We start from the raw sequence: 25,782 nt of genomic DNA on the forward strand, positions 1-25,782 counted from the left end.
CATTCTACCCCTACAGATAAATTGGGTCAGTGGCACCGGACGCATCACCTTCGCCAAGATGCATTATCTCATCAAGACTCACGACACCTTGCAGAGCCAATTCCATCGCAGAAGCCAATAACGGTTTATAGTTTTCAGACTGTCTCGCCTTTTGAGCAAAACCTACCGCATCATTAGCTCTCAGTGCATCCATCATGTTTTGCTCTAGCTCCAACATTTCAAATACACCAATTCGCCCGCGGTAACCGGTTAAGTTACAGTTCTGGCAACCACGGCCTTTCATAAACGGCACACCTACTTGGTTAGGGAAACGGACGCTCAGCCATTGCTTGCGAGGTTCATCTAACTCATCCTCAACCTTACAATCTGTACACACTTTACGAACTAATCGCTGTGCGACTACTGCTCGAACAGCGCTCGCGACCAAGTAACCCGGAGCACCCATATCCATCATACGCAACGCGCTGTCTACCGCATCATTGGTATGTAACGTACTTAATACTAAGTGGCCGGTCAGTGCAGCTCTCAAGCCTATCTCAACGGTTTCGTGGTCACGCATCTCACCGATAAGAATAATATCGGGATCCTGACGTAGAAAGGTTCTCAAGATAGTAGAGAAATCGAGATTGATCTTAGGGTTTACCTGAACTTGATTCACACGAGGTAGGCGGTATTCCACCGGGTCTTCCGCAGTAATGATCTTTTTACCCGGTTCGTTTAATTCACTTAACGCGCCGTATAAGGTTGTTGTTTTACCTGAGCCGGTTGGGCCGGTAACCAAAATCATGCCATGTGGACGGCGCAATTGTTGACGCAGACGAACCAACAGATCACTCGGTATGCCCGACTCTTCTAGTTTACGTAGGCCTGCTGACTGGTTAAGAAGACGCATAACCACTGATTCACCGTGCTGTACTGGCATGGTCGACATACGAATATCAACCGACTGACCTTTAGCTCGGATATTAAATCGGCCGTCTTGAGGAAGACGTTTCTCTGAAATATCGAGGTTTGCCATCAGCTTCAAGCGCAGTACAAGTGCTGAAGCAATATTCACTTCATTCAGCAATGTTTCATGCAGCACACCATCAATACGCTGACGAAGACGCAATACGTTTGAATCTGGCTCGATATGGATATCCGAAGCACCAACCTGAATAGCATCTTCAAATAGTGAGTTGATCAGCTTAACGACGGTAACTTCATCACTGTCTTCTTCAGCGATATCGAAATCAAAGGCATCATTAACTTGGTGTTCAGCGTGAAGTTGCTCAGCAAACGAGGCAATCTCTTTGGTTCTTCGATAATAGCGATCGAAGCCATCAACCAATTGCCTTTCTTGAGCAACAACGAATTCCAGCGCGTAATCGCCGAGCTGACCAAGCAAAGACTCTTGGGCAAACAGATCCGCAGGGTCACTCATTGCAACACGCAAAGTGTCACCTTGGCGTCCAATAACCAATGCACGAAGGCGACGAGCATGTACTTCGGGTAAAAGCTGTACTGCTTCAACATCGACAACGGCTCGGCTTAAATCAATAAGAGGAATCGCTAACTGCTGCGACAAAAAGCTCAGCATTTGCTGTTCTGACAAGAAGCCAAGCTCAATTAGCGCATCACCGAGCTTACGCCCAGTACTTTTCTGAGCGGCCAGTGCTTGTTCAACTTGAGCCTCAGTGATAATGCCTTCTTCGACAAGCAAATCACCAAGTCTTTTTCTTAATCTAATTTGCATCGCCGCTCTCCTCTAAAGCATTGAGTATTTTTAACCGGTCACGCACAAAGCTTTGTGATTGAGATGAGATACCGACTCTAGTCAACGCACCTTGATATGATTGTTTTGCTGCAGCGAAGTCTAACTGGCGTTCTTGCTGAATCGCTAAGCCCAACCACCAGCGAGCATTATCTGAATCGACCTCAACCAACTTTTGGTAACTCTCGAGTGCGATTTCTTCTTGCTGTGATTTTTGGCTCAACGCCGCACGCATTGCTAGATACTCTTGAGTTGGATGCGGAGGCATGTGTACTAAAGGGCTCAGCGCCGCTTCTGATTGATTCGCTTTAACCAGCAGTTTAGATAACCCTAATCGCAATTTTTCACTGTTGATGTTGAGCTTAATTCCAGACTGATAAAGCTCATAGGCTTTGCGAGTATCGCCTTTACCAAAATAGAGAATCGCAAGTTTCTGACGGACATCTTCATTTCGTGGCGTGTAGCGTAGAGCTTCAGTGTAGCCCTTCAACGCACCAGTAAGATCGTTCGCATCAAGCGCTTTCTGAGCTCGACCTTGTGCATTCACAGATAGCTGTTCCGGAGTTAACTCAACCTGTTCGATCAACATTCCGCTATTTTCTGAATCACCAGAGGCTACAGGCTCATTAGAGATAGACGCAGGATCTTTTTTGGCCACACTAGCAACGTAAACTGGTTGGGGGATGTCAGTCCTAATCGTTTTAGGCGTGCTTAGAGGTTTAGCCGGTGTTTGTTGTTTTGTCGCTTTTGGGGCAGACATAACAACTGATTCGGAAACACTAGGCTTAGATTGAGCGCTTTTTGCCATCGCAGTGTTTTCTGTTGAAAGGATCGCAGAGTCTAGTGTCACCAATTTCTTAGTTGGCGATGAGATAGGTTGAGCAACTTCCTGAATGCCATTTGAATCATCAACGACAGAGACTTGAACCTGTAAATCTCGAGTTGAGATTGACTGCTCAACAATAGACTGATCAATCACAGGGCCTTGCGATATCGCCCAACCGCCCATCGCTAAGCTCAAAGTAAAACCTGCAACAACCCAAACTAGGGGGGAACGCGTTTTTACTTTAGGTACGAGTGCGGCTTCAATCGAAGTCGCTGACTTTTTCTTTGCCAATTCAGACAAGGCGTTGTTAATGACGCTCATAATTAATTCCAACCCCACAGTATTGGCGTTTTAAATTTAGGCTTACACACATCGTACGTTTCATGCATAGCTGAAAAAAGATGTTGGTTGTCGATACTTTTCTTATCTTCACTGAACGAAAGCAATAGAGCCTTATGGCAAAGTTGGTTTATCAATCTAGGGATACCTAACGACGAACGACAGATCGCCTTTTTTTGATTCAAGCTGAATAACTCAGGACTGCCACCAGATTTAGCGATTCGATTATCAATATAAGCCACCGTTTCATCGAGATTCAGCGGTCTCAGTGTCGAACTAAATGTGATTCTTTGGCGAAACTGCCTTAGGTGGTACGCCTCTAATCGAGCATCCAATTCTGGCTGACCTAATAGAACAATCTGCAGCAGTTTTTTATCTTCCGTTTCAAGGTTACCAAACAACCTTAATGTTTCGAGCGCTTCATCCGATAGAGCCTGAGCTTCATCAAGAATAGCCACCACTCTTAAACCAGAATTGTGCAATTCAATGAGCTTATGCTGAATGTTATCAACCAAGGTTGCTTCATTATCGACAGCTAAACCAAGCTCTGTTGCAACCGCCTGGCGCAAGTCTGCCCCTGATAACACAGGGTTTGGTAAGTAGATCAGAGCTGTACAGTCATGTAGGTGATTGACCAACATCCGGCAAACCATGGTTTTTCCAGTGCCTACCTCTCCGGTCACCTTAATCACGCCCTCGCCCATTCCCAACGCCGAGATTACCGTCTGAATCGCTTCGAAATGAGGCGCTAAACCATAGAAGAAATCGGTATTCGGCGTTAAGGTAAATGGCAGTTGTTCAAAACCAAAGTGAGCTTGATACATACGACGACCTAGCTTAGTGAGACACTGCCACTCTATATTGAGAAAGTAAGCAATTACTCTTCATCAGGGAACCACTGCTGAAGAAGATCACGTGAACGCTCCAACTCATTTTGCCAAGTATTCACACCCACGATCGTTGGCTTAAGCAAGATCACGAGTTCAGTTTTTTGCGTTAACTGATTGGTGTTACGGAACAAATGACCTAAGGCTGGAATATCACCGAGGAATGGAACTTTAGAGGTCACATCACTGGTATTTGATTTCATTAACCCACCAATAACCACAACATCTCCATCTTTGGCGCGAATCACTGAATCAGACTCACGAATAGAGCTTTTCGCCAAAGGAAGTTGCACCAAGCCCGTCGTGGAACCTAGGTTGAGCTCTTTCACTTCTTCCTCTACCTCAATAACGGCTGGGTGTACATGTAAGAACACGCTACCTTTATCGTCTATCTGAGGGGTAACATCTAAAGAGATACCAGAGAAGAACGGAGTTAATTCAACTTCAGGTGCGACATTCGCGTCATCACCACTACCGACCGAACTTGATAAATCTGTTACGTAGTATTCGTCTGTACCCACTTTGATAACCGCTTTCTGGTTATTTGCCGCCGTGACTCGCGGGCTCGATAGAACATTAAGGTCACCTTGAGTGTCCATAAAGCTCAAAACTGCTTCAAAGCTGCCATCTGAAATCGTTACGTTAGTTTGTCCGCCTAACAAAGAGCTGATTGCATCTAACGGCGGTAAAGTACTTGCCGGACGATCAATTACAACGCCACCGCTGCCAATCGACTTAGACAAATTCGACCAGCTAATTCCCTGTTGGTAGCCGTCACTCAAGGTCACTTCCATGATTTTGGCTTCCAAGATAACTTGGCGCTGCAAACGCTTCTGAGAAATACCTAAGAACTCTCGAACCTCACGAATTTCGTCAGGGTAAGCACGAACCGTAATCACACTGGCTTGCGGGGTTACCACTACGCTTTGCCCATCACCAGAACCAATGAGGTGAGCAACTGCCGCTTCAAGCTGTGGCCAGAAATCACTTTCAGAGGTCGTTTCAATCTCTGTTCCGCCATTCGATGTCGAATTCGATGAGTTAGAAGAGTTGGATGAATTTGACGAGTTTGAGTTCGAGCTTGAAGAGCTCGATGAATTCGAATCTGAGTTAGAGATCGTGCCGGTGGTGATCGTCGTTAGTGAGCGACCAGAACGCTTAACTTGTAAGTAATCGACAGGGATCGTTACGGTGCGAAGACCGGCAGGATAAACTTGAATCACTTTGCCACGCTTTTCAATATCGTAGCCATACATATCTTGAGCAACAGCCAGTACCTCATCTAACGTCACGTCCGTTAGATTAAGCGTAAGGTTTCCAGACACACTTGGGTGAATAGCCGCACTATATTCCGTACCTTTCACTAAGCTGGCAAAAAAAGTTCTCGCTTCAACGCCTTTTGCCTGAATACGAAAACGCTTAACCGTTTCCATCCCCGGAGACATCGAGTCAGAATTAAGCTGAGGCATAAGGTCATCTTGAACCGACGAAGGCAGCTCATGAAGCGCTCTGCTATTGGCTTCATTAATTGATTCGTTTAAAGACTCTTTAATCTCAACAGGATCTCTATGCCCCATCGAACAGCCGACTAAAGATGACACTAGGATTGCTACTACAAGTTTACGCATGTCTTCACTCTAACCTTAATTATTCTTAACATCTAAAGAGAACATCTCTAATTTCCACTGCTTAGAGCTTCTCTGCAGAGTGACGTATTCTGGATCTATGTTCTTAACTCGGTACCCTCTGATCGTTTCCCCTTGTCCGAGAATCTGACCATTCATAATCGCATAGCAAGGCGTATCTCCCTTACACACGATGCTTTCTAAAGAAGGCAAGCGATAACGAGTTGGTGCTTTCTTAGCAGGCGCCGTTTTCTGTTGAGGTGAAAGCCAGCCTAATGGCGCCGTGGGATCTTGCTCAGCCCACACAAAAGAGCTACTAAATAGCAAGGACAACAAAAGAGTTCTAACCACCGATAAACTCCTGTCTAGTACCTAATGTGTAAACCTCGAACACCAGTCGAGCTTTAGGATATTCTTCTACTGAGTATTCAAATGTGCGCCAGTAGTAACTCACAGGTAGAGACTCAAGTGCTTGAAGGTAAGCTGAGATATCAAAGTAACTGCCGGTTAGCTCCATTCTTACAGGGTGAAGAAAGTAGCCTGAATATTCGCTGGTCTCTTTATTGTTCGAAATCGCTTCTGGTTTTAATGACTCTAGCGATTCAAGCTTTAGTCCATTACCGGCGTTAAGAACGCTCTCCAGTAACTGCGACATTTGAGAAGGTGTGATTAATCCATCAACAATCTGAGAAAGCTGAAGAGAGAGATCTTGGCTCTCCACCAGCAGCTTTTTGTACTCTCGATTAATTTCTTTGTCTGGGTCTTTGTTTAACTGAGCTTGCAGAACAAGTAACTCACCTTGCTGCCTTTGATTCGATTGAGTCAGGCTGCTCGCCTTGGCATTTTTAGCTTGTAGATCGAGATACGCAGGCTCAACCAATAAGGTGAACAACAACATCGATAGGCCAACAAAACCACACACAAAAAGTAGCCATTTTTCTCTTTGACTTAATGCAAGAAACTTATCGCTCAGCTGGTTCCACTGCTGCATTATTTACTCTCCCGACGAGTACTTAGCTCAAACGTCACCACATCCTGATCATTACGGCCAATTTTTAGTTTTTCAAAAGTGCGTCCGACTAAATTAAGCTCACTTTTAAACTGACCAATCCAGTTCGGAACGACATTTGCGTTACGAGCCAAGCCACTAAGATCTAAAGTATCGTGGGTCATGTAGATGTGCGAAAGAGAAATGTCATTTCGGCCTAATTTAGCTAAGGAATTCATGACGCCAGAATACCCGACTTGTTGGGATTCGTCGTATTGTCCAACAGCCTTCAAAGCCTCTTTTTTAGCCTCAGTCTCACGTTTGAGACGCGCAACCGCCGCGACTTTCTCTGGAGACGGTTTATGCTGAGTTAACTTACTATTCAATTGGTTAACTTGCTTGTTAAGTTGATTCGAGTCTTGTTGCAGGGCTGTAAGCTCTTTATCTAGATTAGAAACTTGATACTGCATTGCGAAGTAACCACCAAGCATCAAAACACAAACTACTCCCCAGCTCGCAACAACATTGGTCAGCGTAAAATATTCTTTTTTAGGCTTAAGGTGTTCAGGGTAAAGATTGACCTTAAACGTCTCTTTTTCAGCTGCAAGTTTAAGCAACAAACTCTCTGAATTATCACGCTCACCTTCAACCAACAGTGAAACTGTCGAGCTCAATGTACTGTTTAAGGCACTTTGTAACTCTGCTTCATCTTCTTCGTCACAACAGATTTTAAGCTGGTGAAGCTGGGTGCCTTTAATTTGAGAAGAAAGGTAATCAATCGAGCGTTGAAGCTCTAAAGCGAGGCCATCTAACTGCAGAGCACTTGACGCAACACCCGTTAAAGGTGGCACAACACTGCGGATGGTTCTTTGAAAACAAACGGTATTTTCGACAAACGCACCCAATTTAAAGTGTGAATTGACGCTACGTTGTAAAAGAATGAAATTAGACAGTTCGCCTGCACTGTAACCCCAGATTTCATCTTCAGGAGCAACACCTATTAATTCAACCTGAGCCGAATTAGTGATATTCAAAAGCTTGTCCAACAGCTTTTTAGGCAGGACATATACTTGCAGCTTGTTCGACGTTGGTAACGCGACCGCACTCGCAGTAATTTCCGTGACTCTTTCTGAAACAAGATCTTTGAGTAAAAAAGGCAGTGCTACCGACCATTCACTCTCTGGAATGTCCGGTTTATCAATTTGGTAGGTTTGGTAGTAGTTAGCACAGACAATCAGTTGGACGCTATTACTGGTAAACGCCTCACTGCTAAGCGATTTTTTTAGCGCACTCTCCCAGTCCCCATTAACCACGGGAATGCTGGCTACTTGAGGATCTTGTTCTGTCGATGAAATATAAATGGCGTCATTGCCCAGCAAGACAACTTGCGAGCTACCTTTATTATTCGTTGGCTTTATTTTGTCTAAAATCGCTTTAAAATTCATTCTTAACTACTACTCTTACGCCATCGATTTCTTCGTCCAACTTTGACAACAGATTCCGCTTTCGCGGCTTTTTCTGCTTGATTAGGCAAAGGGATAATTTGTTGTTCTTCGTCGAAATATCTCCCTTGATAGCCGTTAATGCCTAACTCTATCAAGGTATTCTTTTCTTGTTTTGTCTCGACTCCAACGGCAATAACTTGAGTTGGAGAATCACCACACGCCCCAATTAAGCTGCGAACAAACAGTTGGTTCTCATGCCTTTGGTCGATTTTCTTTATTAGGCTTCGATGAAGCTTAATATAATTAACCTTCAAATCCTTTATATAGTGAGTGCTAACAATGGTTCGCCCAGCTTGGCCAACCACAACTTTACACCCTAAACCTCGCAACATCTTTGCCACCGGTCTCATATAATCAAGATGAGCAATCAAGTGCCCTTCTGGAAACTCAAACGCAAGCTGAGAGCGGTGTTGAGCAGAGAGCTGTAACAACTCACTCCTAAACCACTTAAAGTGCTGTTTATTAGCAAACGGGGTAACATTCAGATTCACTGAATAGTTGATAGGTTGAGTTGATTCTTTCAACGATTTCAACACAACCTTTAGAACCGATTGGTCCATTTGAGCTTGATAACCCACTTGCTCTACCGCAGGCATAAATCGAGACGATTTCAATAAACCTTTGTCAGGATCCTGAATTCTAGTAAATATTTCTCTATGCAATTCATTAACTTGACCAGATTCCGGCATAAGATAACACCGCTGAGCAAAGATTACTAAATTTTCAGGAAGCAGCGCTTTATCAAGTAATGTTCTCCAACGAACACTGCCTCTATCAAGCTCATTCTTATTCTCTTTCGGGTAACGGCTCCAGTTATTAATACGCTCTAACTGAGCACTCTTTAGTGCCGTTTCCGTTTCATCCATGATCTGGCTATGACGCTCACCTTCGGTATACATGGTCACACCAATATGACACCAGTTATCCGACTCTAAAGGCTCTGGCGGAGTTAGCTTATCTAACTGCCTTAAACACTGAGCAGCCAAGGTCGCAATATCTTTTGCGCCCTGATGAGGGATAAATACAGCAAAGTCCGCTTCGTAATAGCGAGAAAAAATGACATCGGGATAGCGTTGAACGATATTCGACAGTACTTCACCGACTTCAATAATAAAGCCGTCTGTGGTTTGCTTATCGTTAGCATCACTAACTTGCTCCCATTCGTCGATACGTATCAGTAACACACCGCCTCGAGCACCACTTTCATGCAGTGCCGATTCCAGCTTATTATCGAATAAAACTCGGTTTGCCGTTCCCGTGAGTTTATCTAGGAAAGTATGGGTACGAATAAAGGTATCAAAGCGACTTCGTTCTTGACGAGCATCTTGTAGCTCTTCAATCAATACATCTAAGGCTTCGCTTGCGGTATAAGGCCACTCTCGCTCATCTCCCTTTGCATGAGCTTCAACCTGACCGGCCAAGATCATTCTTCCTCGCTCTTCCAAGATTTCAGAACCCATGAGTTGTTCTTTCAACCAACGAACACCGCGAGCAAGACAGAACAGAACCAATGCGACAGCCAAAGTAATTGACCACATCGCTTCCATTGAGTAGTTGTAGCCAATATAAGGAGGAAGTGCTTTAAATTCGATTCGGTAGCCTTGATTACGCTCTAAAATGAAGCTTTTCTCATAAAGACGATTGGGATCAATTTGTGGGGAGGTATCTTTGAAACGATAAACGATGCCGGTCTTGTTCGAGAGTTTCATCTCAACAATATTGCTCGCCTGCAACATCTTAGGCATCCAACGCTGCATTGAATACGCGGCGTCAGGGTCTTCCATCTCTTTATCTACAACGTCGACAATGCCAACCAAATAATGGTCTAAATATTCCTGTCCAATACGCTTAAAGGAAAGTGTGCCACCAATAAAAAGAATGAACATCGCGCTGATCACTATCACGGTGACAAATGCGACCAATCGAGTGCTCAATTTTAGTGTCGGGGTATATCTCATGAATAACGAAATCCTTTTCAACTCACATTATACCGTATTGCTACTTATACTATAAATTGACGTTGTAAATAAAGCGTTAAGAATTGTAGGTAACAAAAAGCCGCGATGAACGCGGCTTTTTCCAATTTAATACTGTCTTTATAATATATTAAAAACAGGGATTAGAACGGGATGTCATCATCAAAATCCATTGGCGGCTCATTATATTGAGGTTGAGCCTGCTGAGGAGCTTGTTGAGGTGCTTTTGGCTGCTGTTGAGCGGGAGCACTGTATTGTTGTTGCTGTTGTTGTGGCTGCTGTGGCTGACCCCAACCACCTTGCTGTTGGTTGTTACCCATGCCACCTTGAGCAGGAGCACCACCTTGAGCACGGCCGCCAAGCATTTGCATTACACCATTGAAGCCTTGAACAACCACTTCAGTTGTGTAGCGATCTTGACCGCTTTGATCTTGCCATTTACGTGTTTGAAGTTGACCTTCAATGTAAACTTGAGAACCTTTACGTAGGTACTCACCAGCAACTTCCGCAAGCTTGCCAAACAGAGCAACACGGTGCCATTCTGTTTTTTCACGCTGCTCGCCAGTTGCTTTATCACGCCATGACTCTGACGTTGCAATGGTAATGTTCGCTACTGCGCCGCCATTTGGCATGTAACGAATTTCAGGGTCATTACCTAGGTTACCCACTAATATAACTTTGTTAACTCCACGGCTAGCCATGATTTGCTCCGTCTAAATTCATAGTCTCAGAAAATTTTAGCGCACAAGAATAGCATGCTTTTCTACAGTGATAAATCGCATTCCTATTCTCTCCTCACTACAAAGAATAAAAACGTAACAAATCATGATATTCAGAGCGATGTTGCTTTTTTCTCCACTTACAAACCACTCATTTACTTTGATAATTGATATTCAACGCAAGTCACTATCAAGGCGCTAGAGAAGCTAAAGCCTGCATGACAACGTGGAATCTAATCCCACTCAAACAGGACGTTTCAATGAGAAAATCAAGATACGCTCGCACTTTACACTTTCTGTGCATCGACCCAAACGATACCTATCTACATGTAAAAGAGATAGAAAAGCATTTATCTATTGTTCTCTACAAAATGACACCCGACGAATTAATGCTAGTTGATAGAAAGCAGAGTAACCGGATCTTGCTCGTCGATTACAGAGAGGTACCACAACTACTGATTATTTGTCCTAACCTGACTGTTATGTGGAAAAATCACGAAATCATTTTATTCAATGTCCCCCAGCAACTTCCAACCTCAGAGCTTCTTACCTATGGGGTACTAAAAGGACTCTTTTACAACACTGAACAAAAGGACAAGATTGCTCGTGGTCTTCAAGAAGTCATTGATGGCGATAACTGGCTGCCAAGGAAGGTAACCAATCAACTGTTGTTTTATTATCGCAATATGGTCAATACCAACACCACACCAACCAATGTTGATTTAACCATTCGTGAGATCCAGGTGATTCGCTGTCTTCAATCCGGGTCTTCAAACACACAAATCGCCGATGACTTGTTTATTAGTGAGTTCACGGTTAAATCTCACCTCTATCAAATATTCCGTAAGCTTGCGGTAAAAAATAGAGTTCAAGCGATAGCATGGGCAAACCAGAACCTGCTTGCATAATCGACCCACCTCTTAGTCTGACGATAATTTTGAGGGAAGCTCTAGTAAACCATGGCTATTGTTGCTGAATTTTCGACATAACTTATGCTAGAGTTGCCCTCAGAAATATCAACCACTCAGGTTGAATCAATAATTATTATAGATAAAGGGTCTTATCATGATCAAAAAGTGCCTTTTCCCGGCAGCTGGCTACGGTACACGTTTTTTACCTGCAACCAAGTCAATGCCTAAAGAAATGATGCCTGTAGTAAACAAACCTCTGATTGAATACGGTGTAGAGGAAGCTATCGAAGCTGGTATGGATGGAATGTGCATCGTTACTGGACGTGGTAAGCACTCGATCATGGATCACTTTGATAAAAACTACGAGCTTGAGCACCAGATTAGCGGCACCAATAAAGAAGACCTATTGGTTAATATCCGTGAAACGATTGAAGCGGCAAACTTCACCTACATTCGTCAACGTGAGATGAAAGGCCTTGGCCATGCTATTTTAACGGGTCGCGAACTTGTAGGCGATGAACCGTTCGCAGTAGTACTTGCTGATGACCTTTGTGTGAACGAGCAACAAGGCGTGCTAGCTCAGATGGTTGCGCTATACAAACAGTTCCGCTGTTCTATTGTTGCTGTACAAGAAGTTCCAGAAGAAGAGACTCACAAGTACGGTGTTATCTCTGGCGAAATGATCAAAGATGACCTTTTCCGAGTTGATGACATGGTAGAGAAGCCAGAGCAAGGTACAGCACCAAGCAACCTAGCGATCATTGGTCGTTATATTCTGACTCCAGATATCTTTGAATTAATCGAGCAGACAGAACCAGGTAAAGGCGGCGAAATCCAGATCACTGATGCATTGCTAAAACAGGCAAAAGCAGGCTGTGTATTGGCTTACAAATTTAAAGGCCAACGTTTTGACTGTGGTAGTGTTGAAGGCTATATCGAAGCAACAAACTACTGCTTCGAAAACCTATACAAGAAAGACCAGCAGCAAATCGAGCTAGGTAAACACTCGACCAAGAAAGAAGCATAACGACTGGTTAATCACTAACGTTACTGATTTTAGAAAGGGCGACTCTTTGAGTCGCCCTTTTTGTTTACTGTTTTTTTATCCAGTAAAACTTTGCACAAATCTCACTCTATGTAATACTTTAGCCACTTAAAATTACATGGTCTATTGAGATGGATAAAATAGAAATTAGAGGCGCTCGTACGCATAACCTCAAAGACGTCAACCTAACCATTCCACGTGACAAACTGACTGTCATCACCGGATTATCGGGTTCAGGAAAGTCGTCACTTGCGTTTGACACACTCTACGCAGAAGGTCAGCGTCGTTATGTTGAATCTCTGTCTGCTTACGCTCGTCAATTTCTATCTCTTATGGAAAAGCCTGATGTCGACCATATTGAAGGTCTATCTCCAGCTATCTCAATAGAACAAAAATCGACTTCACATAACCCTCGCTCAACCGTCGGTACCATTACCGAAGTCTATGATTACCTCAGATTATTGTATGCGCGAGTAGGCGAACCTCGCTGTCCAGACCACAACATCCCTCTAGCAGCACAAACCATCAGTCAAATGGTCGATAAGGTCTTAGAACTGCCTGAAGGCTCAAAGATGATGTTGATGGCACCAATTGTCAAAGAGCGCAAAGGTGAGCATGTTAAAACACTGGAAAACTTAGCTGCGCAAGGCTTTATCCGAGCCCGAATTGATGGTGAAACCTGTGATCTATCCGATCCACCAGCACTTGAACTTCATAAGAAGCACACCATTGAAGTTGTGGTAGACAGATTCAAGGTTCGTCCTGATCTTCAACAGCGTTTAGCCGAGTCATTCGAGACCACATTAGAGCTCTCTGGCGGTATCGCTGTCGTCGGCTGGATGGACGAAACGGATCAAGAAGAGATCGTATTCTCTGCTAACTTCGCTTGTCCTAAATGTGGTTACAGCATGCAAGAGCTTGAGCCTCGCCTGTTCTCATTTAATAACCCGGCAGGAGCATGTGGTACGTGTGATGGTCTTGGTGTTCAACAGTATTTTGATCCAAGCCGAGTGATTTTAGATGAGAACCTAAGCATTGCTGAAGGTGCGATAAAAGGTTGGGATCAAAAGAACTACTACTATTTCCAAATGCTAACGTCGCTGTCAGAACATTATGGTTTTGATCTGTATGCGCCATTTAATTCTCTACCGAAAAAGACTCAAGAGATCATTCTAAAAGGATCAGGTCGAACTGAAGTGGAATTCAAGTACATCAATGACCGAGGTGATATTCGAGTTAAGCGTCATCCATTCGAGGGCATTTTAAATACCTTAGAGCGCCGTTACCGTGATACTGAATCTAGCGCGGTGCGTGAAGACCTTGCCAAATACATCTCAACCAAGTCGTGTTCTAGCTGTGATGGCACTCGCCTGAGACTAGAAGCTCGCAATGTTTTCATTGGTGATACAACACTTCCGGAAATCGTTGAACTTAGCATTGCTGACGCACTACAATTTTTCCAAGAATTGAAGCTAGACGGTCAACGTGGGCAGATCGCAGATAAAGTGATGAAAGAGATCAATGATCGTCTGCATTTCTTAGTCAACGTTGGTTTGAACTACCTTAACCTATCACGCAGTGCTGAAACGCTGTCTGGTGGTGAGGCGCAACGTATTCGTTTGGCGAGCCAAATCGGTGCCGGTTTAGTTGGCGTTATGTATGTACTTGATGAGCCATCAATTGGTCTCCACCAGCGCGATAATGAACGTCTATTGCAAACCTTAATTCACCTGAGAGACTTAGGTAATACGGTACTTGTTGTGGAACATGACGAAGATGCAATTCGTTGTGCTGACCATGTTATCGATATCGGTCCAGGAGCAGGGGTGCACGGTGGTCACGTGGTGGCAGAAGGTACCATGCAAGACATCATCGAAAACCCGAACTCTTTGACAGGCCAATACCTGAGCGGTGCTAAAGAAATTGCAGTGCCTGAAAAGAGAACGCCTATCGACAAGAAAAAGGTCGTCGAGATCGTTGGCGCAACGGGGAACAACCTAAAGAATGTGACCGCGACAATTCCTGTTGGCTTGTTCAGTTGTATTACGGGCGTATCAGGTTCGGGTAAATCAACGCTTATCAACGATACCTTCTTTAAAGTCGCCCACACTCAATTAAACGGTGCCACGACTGCAGTTCCAGCAAAGCACAAAAAGATTAAAGGGTTAGAACATTTTGATAAGGTAATCGACATAGATCAAAGCCCTATCGGTCGTACACCAAGATCAAACCCTGCGACCTACACAGGGATTTTCACCCCTATTCGTGAACTATTCGCGGGCACTCAGGAATCACGTTCTCGTGGTTACAAGCCAGGTCGATTCAGCTTTAACGTTCGTGGTGGTCGTTGTGAGGCTTGTCAGGGAGACGGCGTAATCAAGGTAGAGATGCACTTCTTACCCGATGTGTATGTGCCTTGTGATGTGTGTAAAGGTAAGCGCTATAACCGTGAGACTCTAGAGGTCCGCTACAAAGGTAAAACCATTGACGAAGTTCTAGAGATGACTGTGGAAGATGCTCGTGAATACTTCAACCCGGTACCTGTTATCGCTCGTAAACTGCAAACTTTAATGGACGTTGGCCTCTCTTACATTCGCTTAGGGCAAGCAGCTACAACCTTATCTGGTGGTGAAGCTCAGCGTGTTAAATTAGCGCGTGAACTGTCTAAACGAGACACGGGAAAAACCTTATACATTCTCGATGAGCCAACAACAGGCCTTCATTTCCACGATATCCAGCAGCTACTGACGGTATTACATAGACTGCGTGATCACGGTAATACAGTTGTCGTGATTGAGCACAACCTAGATGTCGTTAAAACAGCAGACTGGATCCTAGATCTTGGCCCAGAAGGTGGGCAAGGTGGTGGTGAGATTGTTGCAGAGGGTACACCTGAAGATGTGGCGTTAGTCGAAGGTTCACACACTGCTCGCTTCCTTAAGCCTATGTTAAATTTGAAGTAGGTGTAAAATAGCGCCCTGCGGGCAGACAGAAAAATGTTAAAGTAACAGAGCTTGTTTCAGAAGGAACAAGCTCTGTTTTTATAAGGTTAGGGATTTATGGCAACAATACACACTAGCGGTACTCAGCTAGAAAATCAGGTCACTCAGCTACCACTCAACAAAGCATTTCTGGCTTCTTTAGCTGTTGTATTCTTGTTAGCTATGCATTTTTTTATGCCGAATCCTGGTGGTTCGGGCCTTGCTCTATCCTTTAACCCTACCACTTGGCTAGCGCTAAGCTTCACGCTAGCGATTGGCTTTTACCAACTCGCGACCAATCGAGTACTCAAGTATTCCAAATTAACAATTGGCTTGTTGATTAGCTGCATCATACTCACGCTACCCATTTTATACAGCAATGCTGCACCTCAAGGAGCGTCAGGACGCTTGCTTGGATTGTGGGCGGGCTTTGCCTTATTTGTGGTGCTGCAGCAATTTAAGTTCAGCAATAAACACAAGCAACGTATGTTGTGGTTCATTGTACTTGCTGTTGTTATACAAGCACTATTTGGCTATGTGCAATATTTCTTATTAGAACCTGGCAACCTATTTGGCTACAACACTGCTGCAAACCGACCATATGGGATATTTCAACAACCGAATGTAATGGCAAGCTTTCTTGCTACTGGTTTTGTGCTGTCCGCTTACCTTTTAGCAAGGCAGCCGGCTAAATATAACCATAAGATCAGCGAATCATTCCTACTGTATTTAACTCCAACCTTAACCGTGCCCTTGCTGATCATCATTGCATCACGTACCGGATGGTTGGCCGCTGTCATTGGGTTTATCTGCATTCTGCCCTATCTATACAAGTTCTCGACCAAGAAACGCTTCTACGGATGGTGCGCATCAGTGCTCGTCGGTGTCGTCGTCGCTTTTTCGGTGATCAGCCTAAGTGCGACTGATAGCCTCGCTAGCAAGAAAGCGAACCTAGAAAGCCCGCGCGCTTATACGTTCCCGCAAGCTTTAGATATGATGATCGAAAAGCCATTTACAGGTTATGGTTACGGGAAATTTGAGTCTGAATACACGCTATATACAGCTCGCCAACATCAACTCAACTCGAACTATCATCCAGGTCTTCCTTCAATGGATCACCCGCACAATGAGTTCCTGTTTTGGGGAGTTGAAGGGGGGATTGTACCAATCATCGGAATCTTGATTGCTGCAATATTGGTGATGTCACGCATAACAAGTTCAGCAAAGGGAACACGTCTAGCCCTGCTCGCGTTATTTATCCCAATCCTTTTGCACTCTCAACTTGAGTATCCTTTTTACCACTCGGCGATTCACTGGATAACATTCATTATATTGATTTACTGGGTAGATCAGCGCTCTTCCCGACATTATCAACAGTCGTTCAGTATCATTAGCAAGACCCTATTTAGAGTGTTGAGCTTAGTGCTCCCTATTTTGGTCAGTTTTTATATGTTGAGCGCCCTGCACACCAACTATGTACTGACTAAGTTTGAACAATCTAAGCCGAAAAATCCGGACATTCTTAAGCAGGTAACGAACCCAGTAGTGTGGAAAGATCGCTACGATTGGGATATATACAGCACTTACCTTAATATCGGCCTCTACAAAGCCGACCCGAGCCTTATACAGCCTTACATCGATTGGTCACTGGAGATCATAAAGAGTAAACCAAGACCGGCTTTCTACAGCAATCTGATTCTGGCGTATCAAGGCCTAGGAGAAGAAAGTAAAGCAGAGCAAATTCGTAGCGAAGCGAACTTTTTATTCCCTAACAGAGACTTTTCAAAGGTTCAGTATAAGAAAGTGTCACAAGCAGAAGATAACGTTTCGTCTGCAGAATAATGTTAAGAATTCGCAACGCAAGCTTCACTTAGTAGGCAGTAGGAGCTTGGGGTAGATACAAAAAAGCGCACGATCTCTCGTGCGCTTTTCTTTTTAATTTCAGTTCATGCAGCTACTTCAAAACATCTTTTAGCGCTTTTAGGCACAACGCGACGTTCTCTTTACGAGCGCCATAACCCATTAAACCAATACGCCATGCCTTACCAGCCAAAGAGCCAAGCCCAGCACCGATTTCAAGATTATATTCTTCTAAAAGCTGCGTTCTGATCTTAGCCTCATCAATTCCTTCTGGGAAATAAAGTGCATTAAGCTGCGGCAGGCGGCTCTCTTCATCAACCACAAACTTTAACCCTAGAGCTTCTACGCCTTCTTTAAGCTCTTGGTGCATCGCATGATGACGAGACCACGCATTATCTAAGCCTTCATTTTTCAACAAAACCAGCGACTCATGCAGAGCATAAAGGCTGTTCACGGGTGCGGTATGGTGGTAGCTACGCTTACCTTCTCCACTCCAGTAACCTAATACTAAACTTTGATCCAAAAACCAGCTTTGCACTGGTGCTTTACGGGCTTTCATTTTATCAACCGCACGCTGAGAGAAAGTCACTGGAGATAGCCCTGGCACACAAGACAGACACTTTTGGCTGCCAGAATAAACCGCATCAAGCTGCCACTCATCAACCAGCAATGGCACACCACCTAATGATGTCACTGCATCAACAATCGTTAACGCATCAAACTGACGAGCGACAGCAGAGATAGCTTGAGCATCAGATAACGCTCCGGTTGATGTCTCTGCATGCACAAATGCAACAGCAACGGCATCGGGGTTTTCTGCCAATGCTTGTTCTACCTTTTCAACTGAAACGGGCTTGCCCCATTCGTCATCAACAAGGATGGCTTCGCCACCACAACGCACCACGTTTTCTCGCATACGCTCACCGAAGACACCGTTACGACAAACAATCACCTTTTCACCAGGCTCAATCAAGTTAACAAAACAGGTCTCCATACCTGCACTGCCCGGTGCAGAAACGGCAATCGTAAATTCGTTTTCAGTCTGAAAAGCGTATTTAAGAAGTTGTTTAAGCTCATCCATCATCGCAATAAACAGCGGATCTAGGTGACCTATGGTTGGACGGCTCAAAGCCTGTAGCACTTGAGGTGAGATATCAGAAGGACCAGGCCCCATTAACGTTCGGTGTGGTGGATAAAAGCTATCGATAGCAGTAGTGAGTGTGAAATTAGACATGTACATCCCTTACGTTAATGTTGTGAACAATCCACCCTAAAGCAAATTGATTACCTCAGCAATTAGCCATAAGTATTGAGGTCAAACCACTGTCACATAATTGTTAAAATTATTTTTCAATTATCTCAAGTTACGGATTGACATTGTTACCACAAAAACGTTCAATGAAACGGCTATCTAGCAGAAGAGGAGCACTGCCCAGGCAGATGTTTTGTGGAACCGCATTTCCAATACAAAACATTTATGGGGAGCAGTGCCGAGATAATAAAAGGATGCAGGACCTTTATTATCGGTTGAGCGGGCTGAATCCCGTCAACTGTCGCCATTTCTATATGGTGAAGAGCTTCTGAGGTTACTATTCTAATAATTCCTCTCTTTTTGCTCTAAAACTCTCTTCGAAAAACATCGGACGTTGGATTACCCAACCGTAATTTTATTTTAGGAAGTCGTGGGAGATATATCGTGAGTGCATCTAATGTAGCTGGTTCTTTTAATGTCGCTAAGTTTGGTGGAACAAGTGTTGCCAACTTTGAAGCAATGAGCCGTTGTGCTGCCATTATTGAAAACAACTCAAACACGAAACTGGTCGTGAGTAGTGCATGCTCTGGTGTCACTAACTTGCTGGTTGAACTGGCAAATGGTGTTCAAGATAAAGCACGTCGTCAGGAATTAATGGCGCAATTAGCGGAGATTCATAACGCAATTCTTGACCAACTCGCAGATCCAATCAGCATCGAAAAAGAAGTTCACAGCATTCTTGATGACATTGCGAGCGCTGCCGAGGCTGCATCATTCCAAACAAGCACTAAACTGACGGATCACCTTGTCGCATGTGGCGAGTTGATGTCGACACACATCTTGGCTCAGATCATCTCTGAACGAGGCACTCCTGCTGTTCGCTTTGATATCAGAGATGTGATGCGTACTAATGATGATTTTGGTAAAGCCGAACCTCAACTAGAAGATATTGCCGCTCTAGCCCAAGAGAAACTGATTCCACTTTGCCAACAACAAGTTGTCGTTACCCAAGGTTTTATCGGCGCTGATAGCGAAGGTAACACCACGACTTTAGGCCGCGGTGGCAGTGATTACTCAGCAGCACTGATTGCCGAATCTGTACAGGCGATTGGTCTAGAAATCTGGACGGATGTTCCAGGTATCTACACCACAGATCCTCGTATTGCACCTAAAGCTTCTCCTATCCCAGAGATCAGCTTTAGTGAAGCATCGGAAATGGCAAACTTTGGTGCGAAGATCTTGCACCCATCGACTCTAGTACCTGCACTACGCCACCAAATACCGGTATTTGTCGGCTCTTCTAAAGCGCCAGAGTTAGGTGGTACTTGGATTCGTCAAGAAGTTGAGAGCTCTCCTCTATTTAGAGCGCTTGCCCTACGCTGCAACCAAACCATGGTTACGCTACGTAGCGCTAATATGTTCCATGCCTATGGCTTTTTGGCAAAGGTATTCGAGATCCTTGCTAAACATAAGATCTCGGTCGATCTTATCACCACTTCAGAGATCAGTGTTTCACTAACACTCGATCAAACCGATACCTCTGGTGGGGCTCCTGAGTTACCTGAAGCCGCTCGCCTTGAGCTTGAAGAGTTGTGTTCCGTGGATATTGAGCACGACCTATGCCTTGTTGCACTGATTGGTAACAACATGAGTGAAAGCAAAGGCTATGCGAAGCAGGTATTCGGCACTCTTGAAGATTTCAACCTACGCATGATTTGTTACGGAGCAAGCCCACACAACCTGTGTTTCTTGCTAGATGAATCTGTTTCTAAGTTGGCGATTCAAAAACTGCACCAAGAATTGTTTGAGTAAAAATGCGTTTATCACCAACAGATAAATAACTAAATCTCAGATACAAAAAGGGTTGCTCTTGAGCAACCCTTTCTCTTTTTTACTTTACGAACCAAAGCTCGTCATAGATTCAAACTAGTTAATGTTTGGACCTAACCACTTCTCAGCTTCCAACATATCCCAGCCCTTACGATCAGCATAGCTTTCTACTTGATCCTGTTGAATCTGTGCAATCGCAAAGTATCTAGCATCAGGGTGTGAGAAGTACATACCAGATACTGAAGCACCAGGCCACATCGCGTAGCTTGTCGTTAATGACATATCGATTGCCTTTTCAACATCCATCAGCTCCCACAACGTGCCTTTCTCTGTATGCTCAGGGCAAGCAGGATAACCTGGAGCTGGACGAATACCTTGGTACTTCTCTCGAATCAAATCGTCGTTAGACAAATCCTCATCAGGCGAGTAACCCCAAATGTCCTTTCTCACTTCTTTGTGTAAATATTCTGCAAACGCTTCAGCCAAACGGTCCGCAACCGCCTGAATCATAATCGCATTGTAATCATCACCATTAGCTTTATATTCATCAGCAAGCTCTCGCTCACCAATACCGCCAGTAACCGCAAAGCCACCAATCCAGTCAGCTTTACCGCTTTCTTTTGGCGCAATGTAATCAGACAAACAGTAGTTAAAGCCTTTTGGTTTCTCTGTTTGTTGACGAAGATTGTGTAGAACTTTTAGAACTTCGGTACGAGATTCATCGGTATACACCTCAATATCATCACCAACACTGTTCGCTGGGAACATGGCACACATACCACGCGCTTCAAGCAGCTTCTCTTTCTCTACGCGATCCAGTAAATCATTAGCATCTTTGAATAAACGTTTTGCCTCTTCACCCACTTCTTCATGATCAAGGATTGCAGGGTATTTACCAACCAATGACCATGTCATAAAGAATGGAGTCCAATCGATGTACTGACGCAAAGTTGCCACATCAAAATCATTGAAGATGTGAACTCCCGGCTTAGCGGGTGCCGGTGGCGTATACGCATCCCAATCGATAGCAACTTTATTGGCACGAGCTCTTTCAAGCGTGACAGGCTTGGTACGAGGCTTCTTACGATTGTGCTGATCTCGAACGCGATCGTAATCGATATCCAGCTTCTCAACGAAAGCGGGTTTCAATTCATCAGAAAGTAGTGAAGTACAAACACCCACTGCACGCGAGGCATTATTTACGTATACAACAGGTTCTGAATAATTCTGCTCAATCTTAACTGCTGTGTGAGCTTTAGATGTGGTTGCGCCGCCAATCAGAAGAGGCAGCTTGAAACCCTGTCTCTCCATTTCTTTAGCAACATGTACCATTTCATCAAGAGACGGTGTAATCAGCCCAGACAGGCCAATAATGTCGACATTCTCTTCTTTCGCTACCTTGAGAATCTTCTCGCAAGAAACCATCACACCTAAGTCGATAATTTCGTAGTTATTACACTGTAAAACCACACCAACGATATTTTTACCGATATCGTGAACGTCACCTTTAACGGTCGCTAACAAAATCTTACCGTTAGTTGCGCCCACTTCTTTGGATGCATTAATGAATGGTTCTAAATGGGCAACCGCCTGTTTCATCACACGCGCAGACTTTACAACCTGTGGTAAGAACATCTTACCTTCACCAAACAGGTCACCAACAACGTTCATTCCGTCCATTAGAGGACCTTCAATCACTTCAATAGGACGAGAGGCATTAACACGAGCTTCTTCGGTATCTTCAACAATAAAGTCGGTGATACCTTTTACCAAAGAGTGCTCCAAACGCTTCTCTACAGGCCAAGTTCGCCACTCTAATGCAGATTTATCTTCAACCTTACCAACAGCACGCTCTAGGTATTCGGTCGCCATATCCAGCAATCTTTCAGTCGAATCATCACGACGGTTTAGTACCACATCTTCAACAGCATCACGCAGATCTTCTGGAACATTATCGTAAATTTCCAACTGACCAGCGTTTACAATGCCCATATCCATACCGTTTTTAAAACAGTGATATAGGAATACCGCGTGAATAGCCTCACGGACGTAGTTATTACCACGGAATGAGAATGAAACATTCGACACACCGCCAGAGATCATCGCATGCGGGAGATCGCGTTTGATGTCTCCTACTGCTTCAATGAAATCAACCGCATAGTTATTATGCTCATCGATACCAGTAGCCACTGCGAAAATATTCGGGTCAAAAATAATATCTTCTGGTGGGAAACCGACTTCATCAACAAGAATGTTGTAGGCATTGGTACAGATTTCGACTTTACGCTCTCGAGTATCAGCCTGCCCGACTTCATCAAACGCCATCACGATGACAGCAGCACCATAACGACGAACTAATTTGGCTTGCTCAACAAACTTCTCTTTGCCTTCTTTTAGAGAGATTGAGTTAACGATGCCTTTGCCTTGAATACACTTTAGGCCAGCTTCGATAACTTCCCACTTAGAAGAATCGACCATAACAGGTACTTTCGAGATTTCAGGTTCTGAAGCACATAGATTCAGGAATTTAACCATACACGCCTCGGCGTCTAGCATCCCTTCATCCATGTTGATATCGATAATTTGAGCACCATTCTCGACTTGCTCTCGAGCTACACTCAAGGCTTCGTCGTAGAGCTCTTCTTTGATAAGGCGCTTAAAGCGTGCAGAGCCGGTAACATTGGTCCGCTCACCTACATTCACGAACAAAGATTCTTTAGCTATCGTCAGTGGCTCTAGTCCCGAAAGACGACAAGAAACTGGTAAGTCTGGCAATTGACGCGGCGTTACACCTTCAACGGCCTCAGCCATTTGACGGATATGCTCTGGAGTAGTACCACAACACCCACCAATTAGGTTCAAGAAGCCACTTTCAGCCCACTCTTTAACATGTTCAGCCATATCCTCAGGAGAAAGGTCATACTCGCCAAATGCATTAGGCAAACCCGCATTAGGGTGAGCAGAAACATTGCACTCTGAGATACGAGACATCTCACCGACATACTCACGCAGTTCATCAGGGCCCAATGCACAGTTCAATCCAAATGAGATTGGTTTTACATGACGAAGGGCGTTGTAGAATGCTTCTGTCGTCTGTCCTGAAAGGGTACGACCTGATGCGTCAGTGATGGTACCGGAAATCATCACTGGAAGAGCAATACCCACCTCTTCAAAAACAGATTCAACGGCAAAGGCACACGCTTTCGCGTTTAACGTATCAAAGATAGTTTCAATAAGAATTAAATCTGAACCGCCCTTAATGAGCGCGCGAGTCGATTCAGAATAGGCTTCAACCAGTTCGTCAAAGCTAACATTACGGTAACCTGGATCGTTTACATCAGGCGAGATAGAACAAGTTCGGTTGGTTGGACCTAATACACCCGCGACGAAGCGAGGTTTATCTGGGGTCTTTGCAGTCCATTCATCAGCTGCTTCACGAGCAAGCTTGGCAGCAGCAAAGTTAATCTCTTCACTAAGGCTTTCCATATCATAGTCGGCCATAGCGATGGTTGTAGCGTTAAAGGTATTGGTTTCGAGGATGTCAGCCCCAGCTTCCAAATACTCCATATGGATATCTTTGATAAGCTTAGACTGTGTAAGAACTAAAAGGTCATTGTTGCCCTTCAAGTCACTGTGCCAATCAGCAAAGCGTTCACCACGATAGTCTTGCTCTTCCAATTTATAATCCTGAATCATGGTGCCCATGCCACCATCAATCAGTAAAATTCGTTGCTTCAACAGAGCGTCAATCTTTTGCCTTACATTACTTCCCACGGTACAACCTCATTCCTTTAATTATCCCTCCATCCTATCACACATTAAAAAGGAGTCTAGACGTCTAAAAAAGGAAATTGATTACTGAGTCATGACAAAAAAATGTTTGCTATTTGAGCATGAGACAACGAAAATTCATATTCATACTTTGTTACATGTTGGAATCCCAATGTCGGTCTATTACACCTTATGCTTCTTGTCCGCTGCAGCCATGCTTATTGCTTTCGTGAATACAAAAATTGGTAAAATGCAGACAACCATCGCCATCACAGCTGGCTCAATGATGTTATCTCTATTGATTATCATTGCGGGACAAAATAATTGGTTCCAATTGGCAGACATTGCCTCAGAGACCGTTGCCAGTATCAATTTTGAAGATTTCCTTCTAAAAGGGATATTAGGATTCTTACTATTTGCAGGCGGTTTGGGAATCAAATTACCAAACCTAAAAGACCAGAAATGGGAAATAACAGTACTCGCGTTAGGTGCTACGCTGTTTTCAACATTCTTTATCGGTTTTGTGCTGTACGGGTTTTGCCAGTTCATCGGTATTCAATTTGATCTGATTTACTGCCTACTCTTTGGCTCGCTAATCTCTCCAACCGATCCCATCGCCGTGCTAGCAATAGTAAAGAAACTCGACGCTCCCAGAAGAATCTCTACTCAAATCGAGGGAGAATCTCTATTCAACGATGGTTTTGGCTTAGTTATCTTCGTAACCCTATTTACTATCGCATTCGGCACAGAAGCGCCAACCGTCGGTAGTGTGACCATGCTATTCGTTCAAGAGGCAATTGGCGGCATCGTCTACGGTTTTGTTTTAGGTCTTGTATTCCATTACCTAATCAGCAACACCGACGACCACTCGATGGAGTTGCTATTAACCATCGGCATTCCAACTGCTGGTTATGCGTTTGCTGAAGTTCTACATGTATCAGGACCATTAGCGATGGTGGTCTCAGGTATCATGATTGGTAACTGGACTCGCTTTATCGGATTCTCAAAAGAGAGTGAAGATCACTTAGATCATTTCTGGGAATTGATAGATGAATTCTTAAACGGCGTATTATTCCTACTAATTGGTATGTCGATGCTGTTATTCAAATTCCACCAAGAAGATTGGATCTTAATGGCTTTCGCAGTCCCTCTAGTATTGAGTGCACGTTACTTGAGTGTTTTCTTGTCTTACATCGGATTTAAACGCTTTAGAACTTACAACCCGTGGTCGATTAAGATTCTAACTTGGGGTGGTTTACGCGGTGGCTTAGCATTAGCCATGGCACTTTCGATCCCTTCAGGTATCTGGGTAATTGAAGACAAAGCAATAGATGTAAAAGAGATAATCCTTGTCATGACATACGCCGTTGTTGTGTTCTCTATTCTAGTTCAAGGCTCAACAATCACTCCTATGATAGAGAAAGCAAAACAAGCAGAGAAAGAGCTAGATTAATATCTAAATAGATCAACCAAAGCCGCCTACTTTAGGTGGCCTTTTTTAGGTTCATCGCGGC

At 44.2% G+C, this 25,782-nt stretch carries 17 protein-coding genes and 1 riboswitch; of the genes, 6 read left to right on the plus strand and 11 right to left on the minus strand.

Annotated features, from left to right (window positions below; all coding sequences use genetic code 11):
- Positions 1 to 10: 10 nt before the first annotated feature.
- The 9 genes from AB4371_RS02635 to AB4371_RS02675 form a co-directional block, all read right to left on the minus strand.
- A complete protein-coding gene (locus AB4371_RS02635) occupies positions 11 to 1,735 on the minus strand; it encodes a GspE/PulE family protein (protein WP_017061350.1) in 1,725 nt (574 codons plus the stop codon).
- Positions 1,725 to 2,900: a tetratricopeptide repeat protein gene (locus tag AB4371_RS02640; RefSeq protein ID WP_372148831.1), complete on the minus strand. Its 1,176-nt coding sequence runs from the start codon at positions 2,898 to 2,900 to the stop codon at positions 1,725 to 1,727. Before AB4371_RS02640 ends, AB4371_RS02635 begins: the two co-directional genes overlap by 11 nt.
- 2 nt (positions 2,901 to 2,902) lie before the next feature.
- Positions 2,903 to 3,742: an ExeA family protein gene (locus AB4371_RS02645; protein WP_372148834.1), complete on the minus strand. Its 840-nt coding sequence runs from the start codon at positions 3,740 to 3,742 to the stop codon at positions 2,903 to 2,905.
- A gap of 53 nt (positions 3,743 to 3,795) precedes the next feature.
- Positions 3,796 to 5,433: a pilus (MSHA type) biogenesis protein MshL gene (gene mshL / locus AB4371_RS02650; protein ID WP_102321221.1), complete on the minus strand. Its 1,638-nt coding sequence runs from the start codon at positions 5,431 to 5,433 to the stop codon at positions 3,796 to 3,798.
- A gap of 15 nt (positions 5,434 to 5,448) precedes the next feature.
- The gene (locus tag AB4371_RS02655; RefSeq protein ID WP_017061346.1) at positions 5,449 to 5,781 is read right to left on the minus strand and encodes a hypothetical protein; all 333 of its coding nucleotides are present in this window, start codon (positions 5,779 to 5,781) and stop codon (positions 5,449 to 5,451) included.
- Positions 5,774 to 6,421, minus strand: coding sequence for a type 4a pilus biogenesis protein PilO (pilO, locus tag AB4371_RS02660; protein ID WP_017061345.1), 648 nt, complete (start codon positions 6,419 to 6,421; stop codon positions 5,774 to 5,776). Before pilO ends, AB4371_RS02655 begins: the two co-directional genes overlap by 8 nt.
- Positions 6,421 to 7,863 (minus strand): MSHA biogenesis protein MshI, encoded by a 1,443-nt coding sequence (locus AB4371_RS02665; protein ID WP_017065934.1) that lies wholly within the window; start codon positions 7,861 to 7,863, stop codon positions 6,421 to 6,423. Before AB4371_RS02665 ends, pilO begins: the two co-directional genes overlap by 1 nt.
- 2 nt (positions 7,864 to 7,865) lie before the next feature.
- Positions 7,866 to 9,881 (minus strand): RNase E specificity factor CsrD, encoded by a 2,016-nt coding sequence (gene csrD / locus AB4371_RS02670; protein WP_171732396.1) that lies wholly within the window; start codon positions 9,879 to 9,881, stop codon positions 7,866 to 7,868.
- Positions 9,882 to 10,042: 161 nt separating this feature from the next.
- Positions 10,043 to 10,600, minus strand: coding sequence for a single-stranded DNA-binding protein (locus AB4371_RS02675; RefSeq protein WP_017061342.1), 558 nt, complete (start codon positions 10,598 to 10,600; stop codon positions 10,043 to 10,045).
- 278 nt (positions 10,601 to 10,878) lie between these two features.
- Between AB4371_RS02675 and AB4371_RS02680 the strand changes: the two genes are divergently transcribed.
- From AB4371_RS02680 to AB4371_RS02695, 4 genes are all read left to right on the plus strand, one after another.
- Complete coding sequence (locus AB4371_RS02680; RefSeq protein ID WP_029235590.1) at positions 10,879 to 11,526, plus strand: LuxR C-terminal-related transcriptional regulator; 648 nt, start codon at positions 10,879 to 10,881, stop codon at positions 11,524 to 11,526.
- Positions 11,527 to 11,683: 157 nt separating this feature from the next.
- Complete coding sequence (gene galU / locus AB4371_RS02685; RefSeq protein WP_017061340.1) at positions 11,684 to 12,556, plus strand: UTP--glucose-1-phosphate uridylyltransferase GalU; 873 nt, start codon at positions 11,684 to 11,686, stop codon at positions 12,554 to 12,556.
- A gap of 149 nt (positions 12,557 to 12,705) precedes the next feature.
- Positions 12,706 to 15,537 carry an excinuclease ABC subunit UvrA gene (gene uvrA, locus AB4371_RS02690; protein ID WP_017061339.1) on the plus strand — a complete coding sequence of 944 codons (2,832 nt, stop codon included), beginning with the start codon at positions 12,706 to 12,708 and terminating at the stop codon, positions 15,535 to 15,537.
- 96 nt (positions 15,538 to 15,633) lie between these two features.
- The gene (locus tag AB4371_RS02695) at positions 15,634 to 17,397 is read left to right on the plus strand and encodes a PglL family O-oligosaccharyltransferase (protein ID WP_372106000.1); all 1,764 of its coding nucleotides are present in this window, start codon (positions 15,634 to 15,636) and stop codon (positions 17,395 to 17,397) included.
- Positions 17,398 to 17,509: 112 nt separating this feature from the next.
- Here the strand turns inward: AB4371_RS02695 and AB4371_RS02700 are convergent, their stop codons facing one another.
- The gene (locus tag AB4371_RS02700) at positions 17,510 to 18,649 is read right to left on the minus strand and encodes an alanine--glyoxylate aminotransferase family protein (RefSeq protein WP_102332733.1); all 1,140 of its coding nucleotides are present in this window, start codon (positions 18,647 to 18,649) and stop codon (positions 17,510 to 17,512) included.
- 176 nt (positions 18,650 to 18,825) lie between these two features.
- A riboswitch (Lysine riboswitch) is annotated at positions 18,826 to 19,003 on the plus strand.
- Between the two features lie 108 nt (positions 19,004 to 19,111).
- Between AB4371_RS02700 and lysC the strand changes: the two genes are divergently transcribed.
- Positions 19,112 to 20,479 carry a lysine-sensitive aspartokinase 3 gene (lysC, locus tag AB4371_RS02705; RefSeq protein ID WP_372148837.1) on the plus strand — a complete coding sequence of 456 codons (1,368 nt, stop codon included), beginning with the start codon at positions 19,112 to 19,114 and terminating at the stop codon, positions 20,477 to 20,479.
- A 114-nt stretch (positions 20,480 to 20,593) separates the two neighbouring features.
- Here lysC and metH read toward each other — a convergent pair whose 3' ends face one another.
- Positions 20,594 to 24,271 (minus strand): methionine synthase, encoded by a 3,678-nt coding sequence (gene metH / locus AB4371_RS02710; protein ID WP_372126588.1) that lies wholly within the window; start codon positions 24,269 to 24,271, stop codon positions 20,594 to 20,596.
- Positions 24,272 to 24,440: 169 nt separating this feature from the next.
- Between metH and AB4371_RS02715 the strand changes: the two genes are divergently transcribed.
- The gene (locus AB4371_RS02715) at positions 24,441 to 25,721 is read left to right on the plus strand and encodes a sodium:proton antiporter (RefSeq protein WP_017061334.1); all 1,281 of its coding nucleotides are present in this window, start codon (positions 24,441 to 24,443) and stop codon (positions 25,719 to 25,721) included.
- Positions 25,722 to 25,782: the final 61 nt, after the last annotated feature.

This window comes from Vibrio sp. 10N.261.51.A3 (assembly GCF_041471965.1).
GTDB lineage: Bacteria > Pseudomonadota > Gammaproteobacteria > Enterobacterales > Vibrionaceae > Vibrio > Vibrio crassostreae_C.

What these genes read in the sequence shown, in the direction of transcription:
- AB4371_RS02640 (WP_372148831.1), bottom strand. Translation starts at nt 2,900, where the DNA reads ATGAGCGTCATTAACAACGCCTTGTCTGAATTGGCAAAGAAAAAGTCA.
- AB4371_RS02700 (WP_102332733.1), bottom strand. Translation starts at nt 18,649, where the DNA reads ATGTCTAATTTCACACTCACTACTGCTATCGATAGCTTTTATCCACCA.
- AB4371_RS02675 (WP_017061342.1), bottom strand. Translation starts at nt 10,600, where the DNA reads ATGGCTAGCCGTGGAGTTAACAAAGTTATATTAGTGGGTAACCTAGGT.
- AB4371_RS02695 (WP_372106000.1), top strand. Translation starts at nt 15,634, where the DNA reads ATGGCAACAATACACACTAGCGGTACTCAGCTAGAAAATCAGGTCACT.
- AB4371_RS02665 (WP_017065934.1), bottom strand. Translation starts at nt 7,863, where the DNA reads ATGAATTTTAAAGCGATTTTAGACAAAATAAAGCCAACGAATAATAAA.
- uvrA (WP_017061339.1), top strand. Translation starts at nt 12,706, where the DNA reads ATGGATAAAATAGAAATTAGAGGCGCTCGTACGCATAACCTCAAAGAC.
- AB4371_RS02715 (WP_017061334.1), top strand. Translation starts at nt 24,441, where the DNA reads ATGTCGGTCTATTACACCTTATGCTTCTTGTCCGCTGCAGCCATGCTT.
- AB4371_RS02645 (WP_372148834.1), bottom strand. Translation starts at nt 3,742, where the DNA reads ATGTATCAAGCTCACTTTGGTTTTGAACAACTGCCATTTACCTTAACG.
- AB4371_RS02635 (WP_017061350.1), bottom strand. Translation starts at nt 1,735, where the DNA reads ATGCAAATTAGATTAAGAAAAAGACTTGGTGATTTGCTTGTCGAAGAA.
- AB4371_RS02680 (WP_029235590.1), top strand. Translation starts at nt 10,879, where the DNA reads ATGAGAAAATCAAGATACGCTCGCACTTTACACTTTCTGTGCATCGAC.
- pilO (WP_017061345.1), bottom strand. Translation starts at nt 6,421, where the DNA reads ATGCAGCAGTGGAACCAGCTGAGCGATAAGTTTCTTGCATTAAGTCAA.
- csrD (WP_171732396.1), bottom strand. Translation starts at nt 9,881, where the DNA reads ATGAGATATACCCCGACACTAAAATTGAGCACTCGATTGGTCGCATTT.
- mshL (WP_102321221.1), bottom strand. Translation starts at nt 5,433, where the DNA reads ATGCGTAAACTTGTAGTAGCAATCCTAGTGTCATCTTTAGTCGGCTGT.
- galU (WP_017061340.1), top strand. Translation starts at nt 11,684, where the DNA reads ATGATCAAAAAGTGCCTTTTCCCGGCAGCTGGCTACGGTACACGTTTT.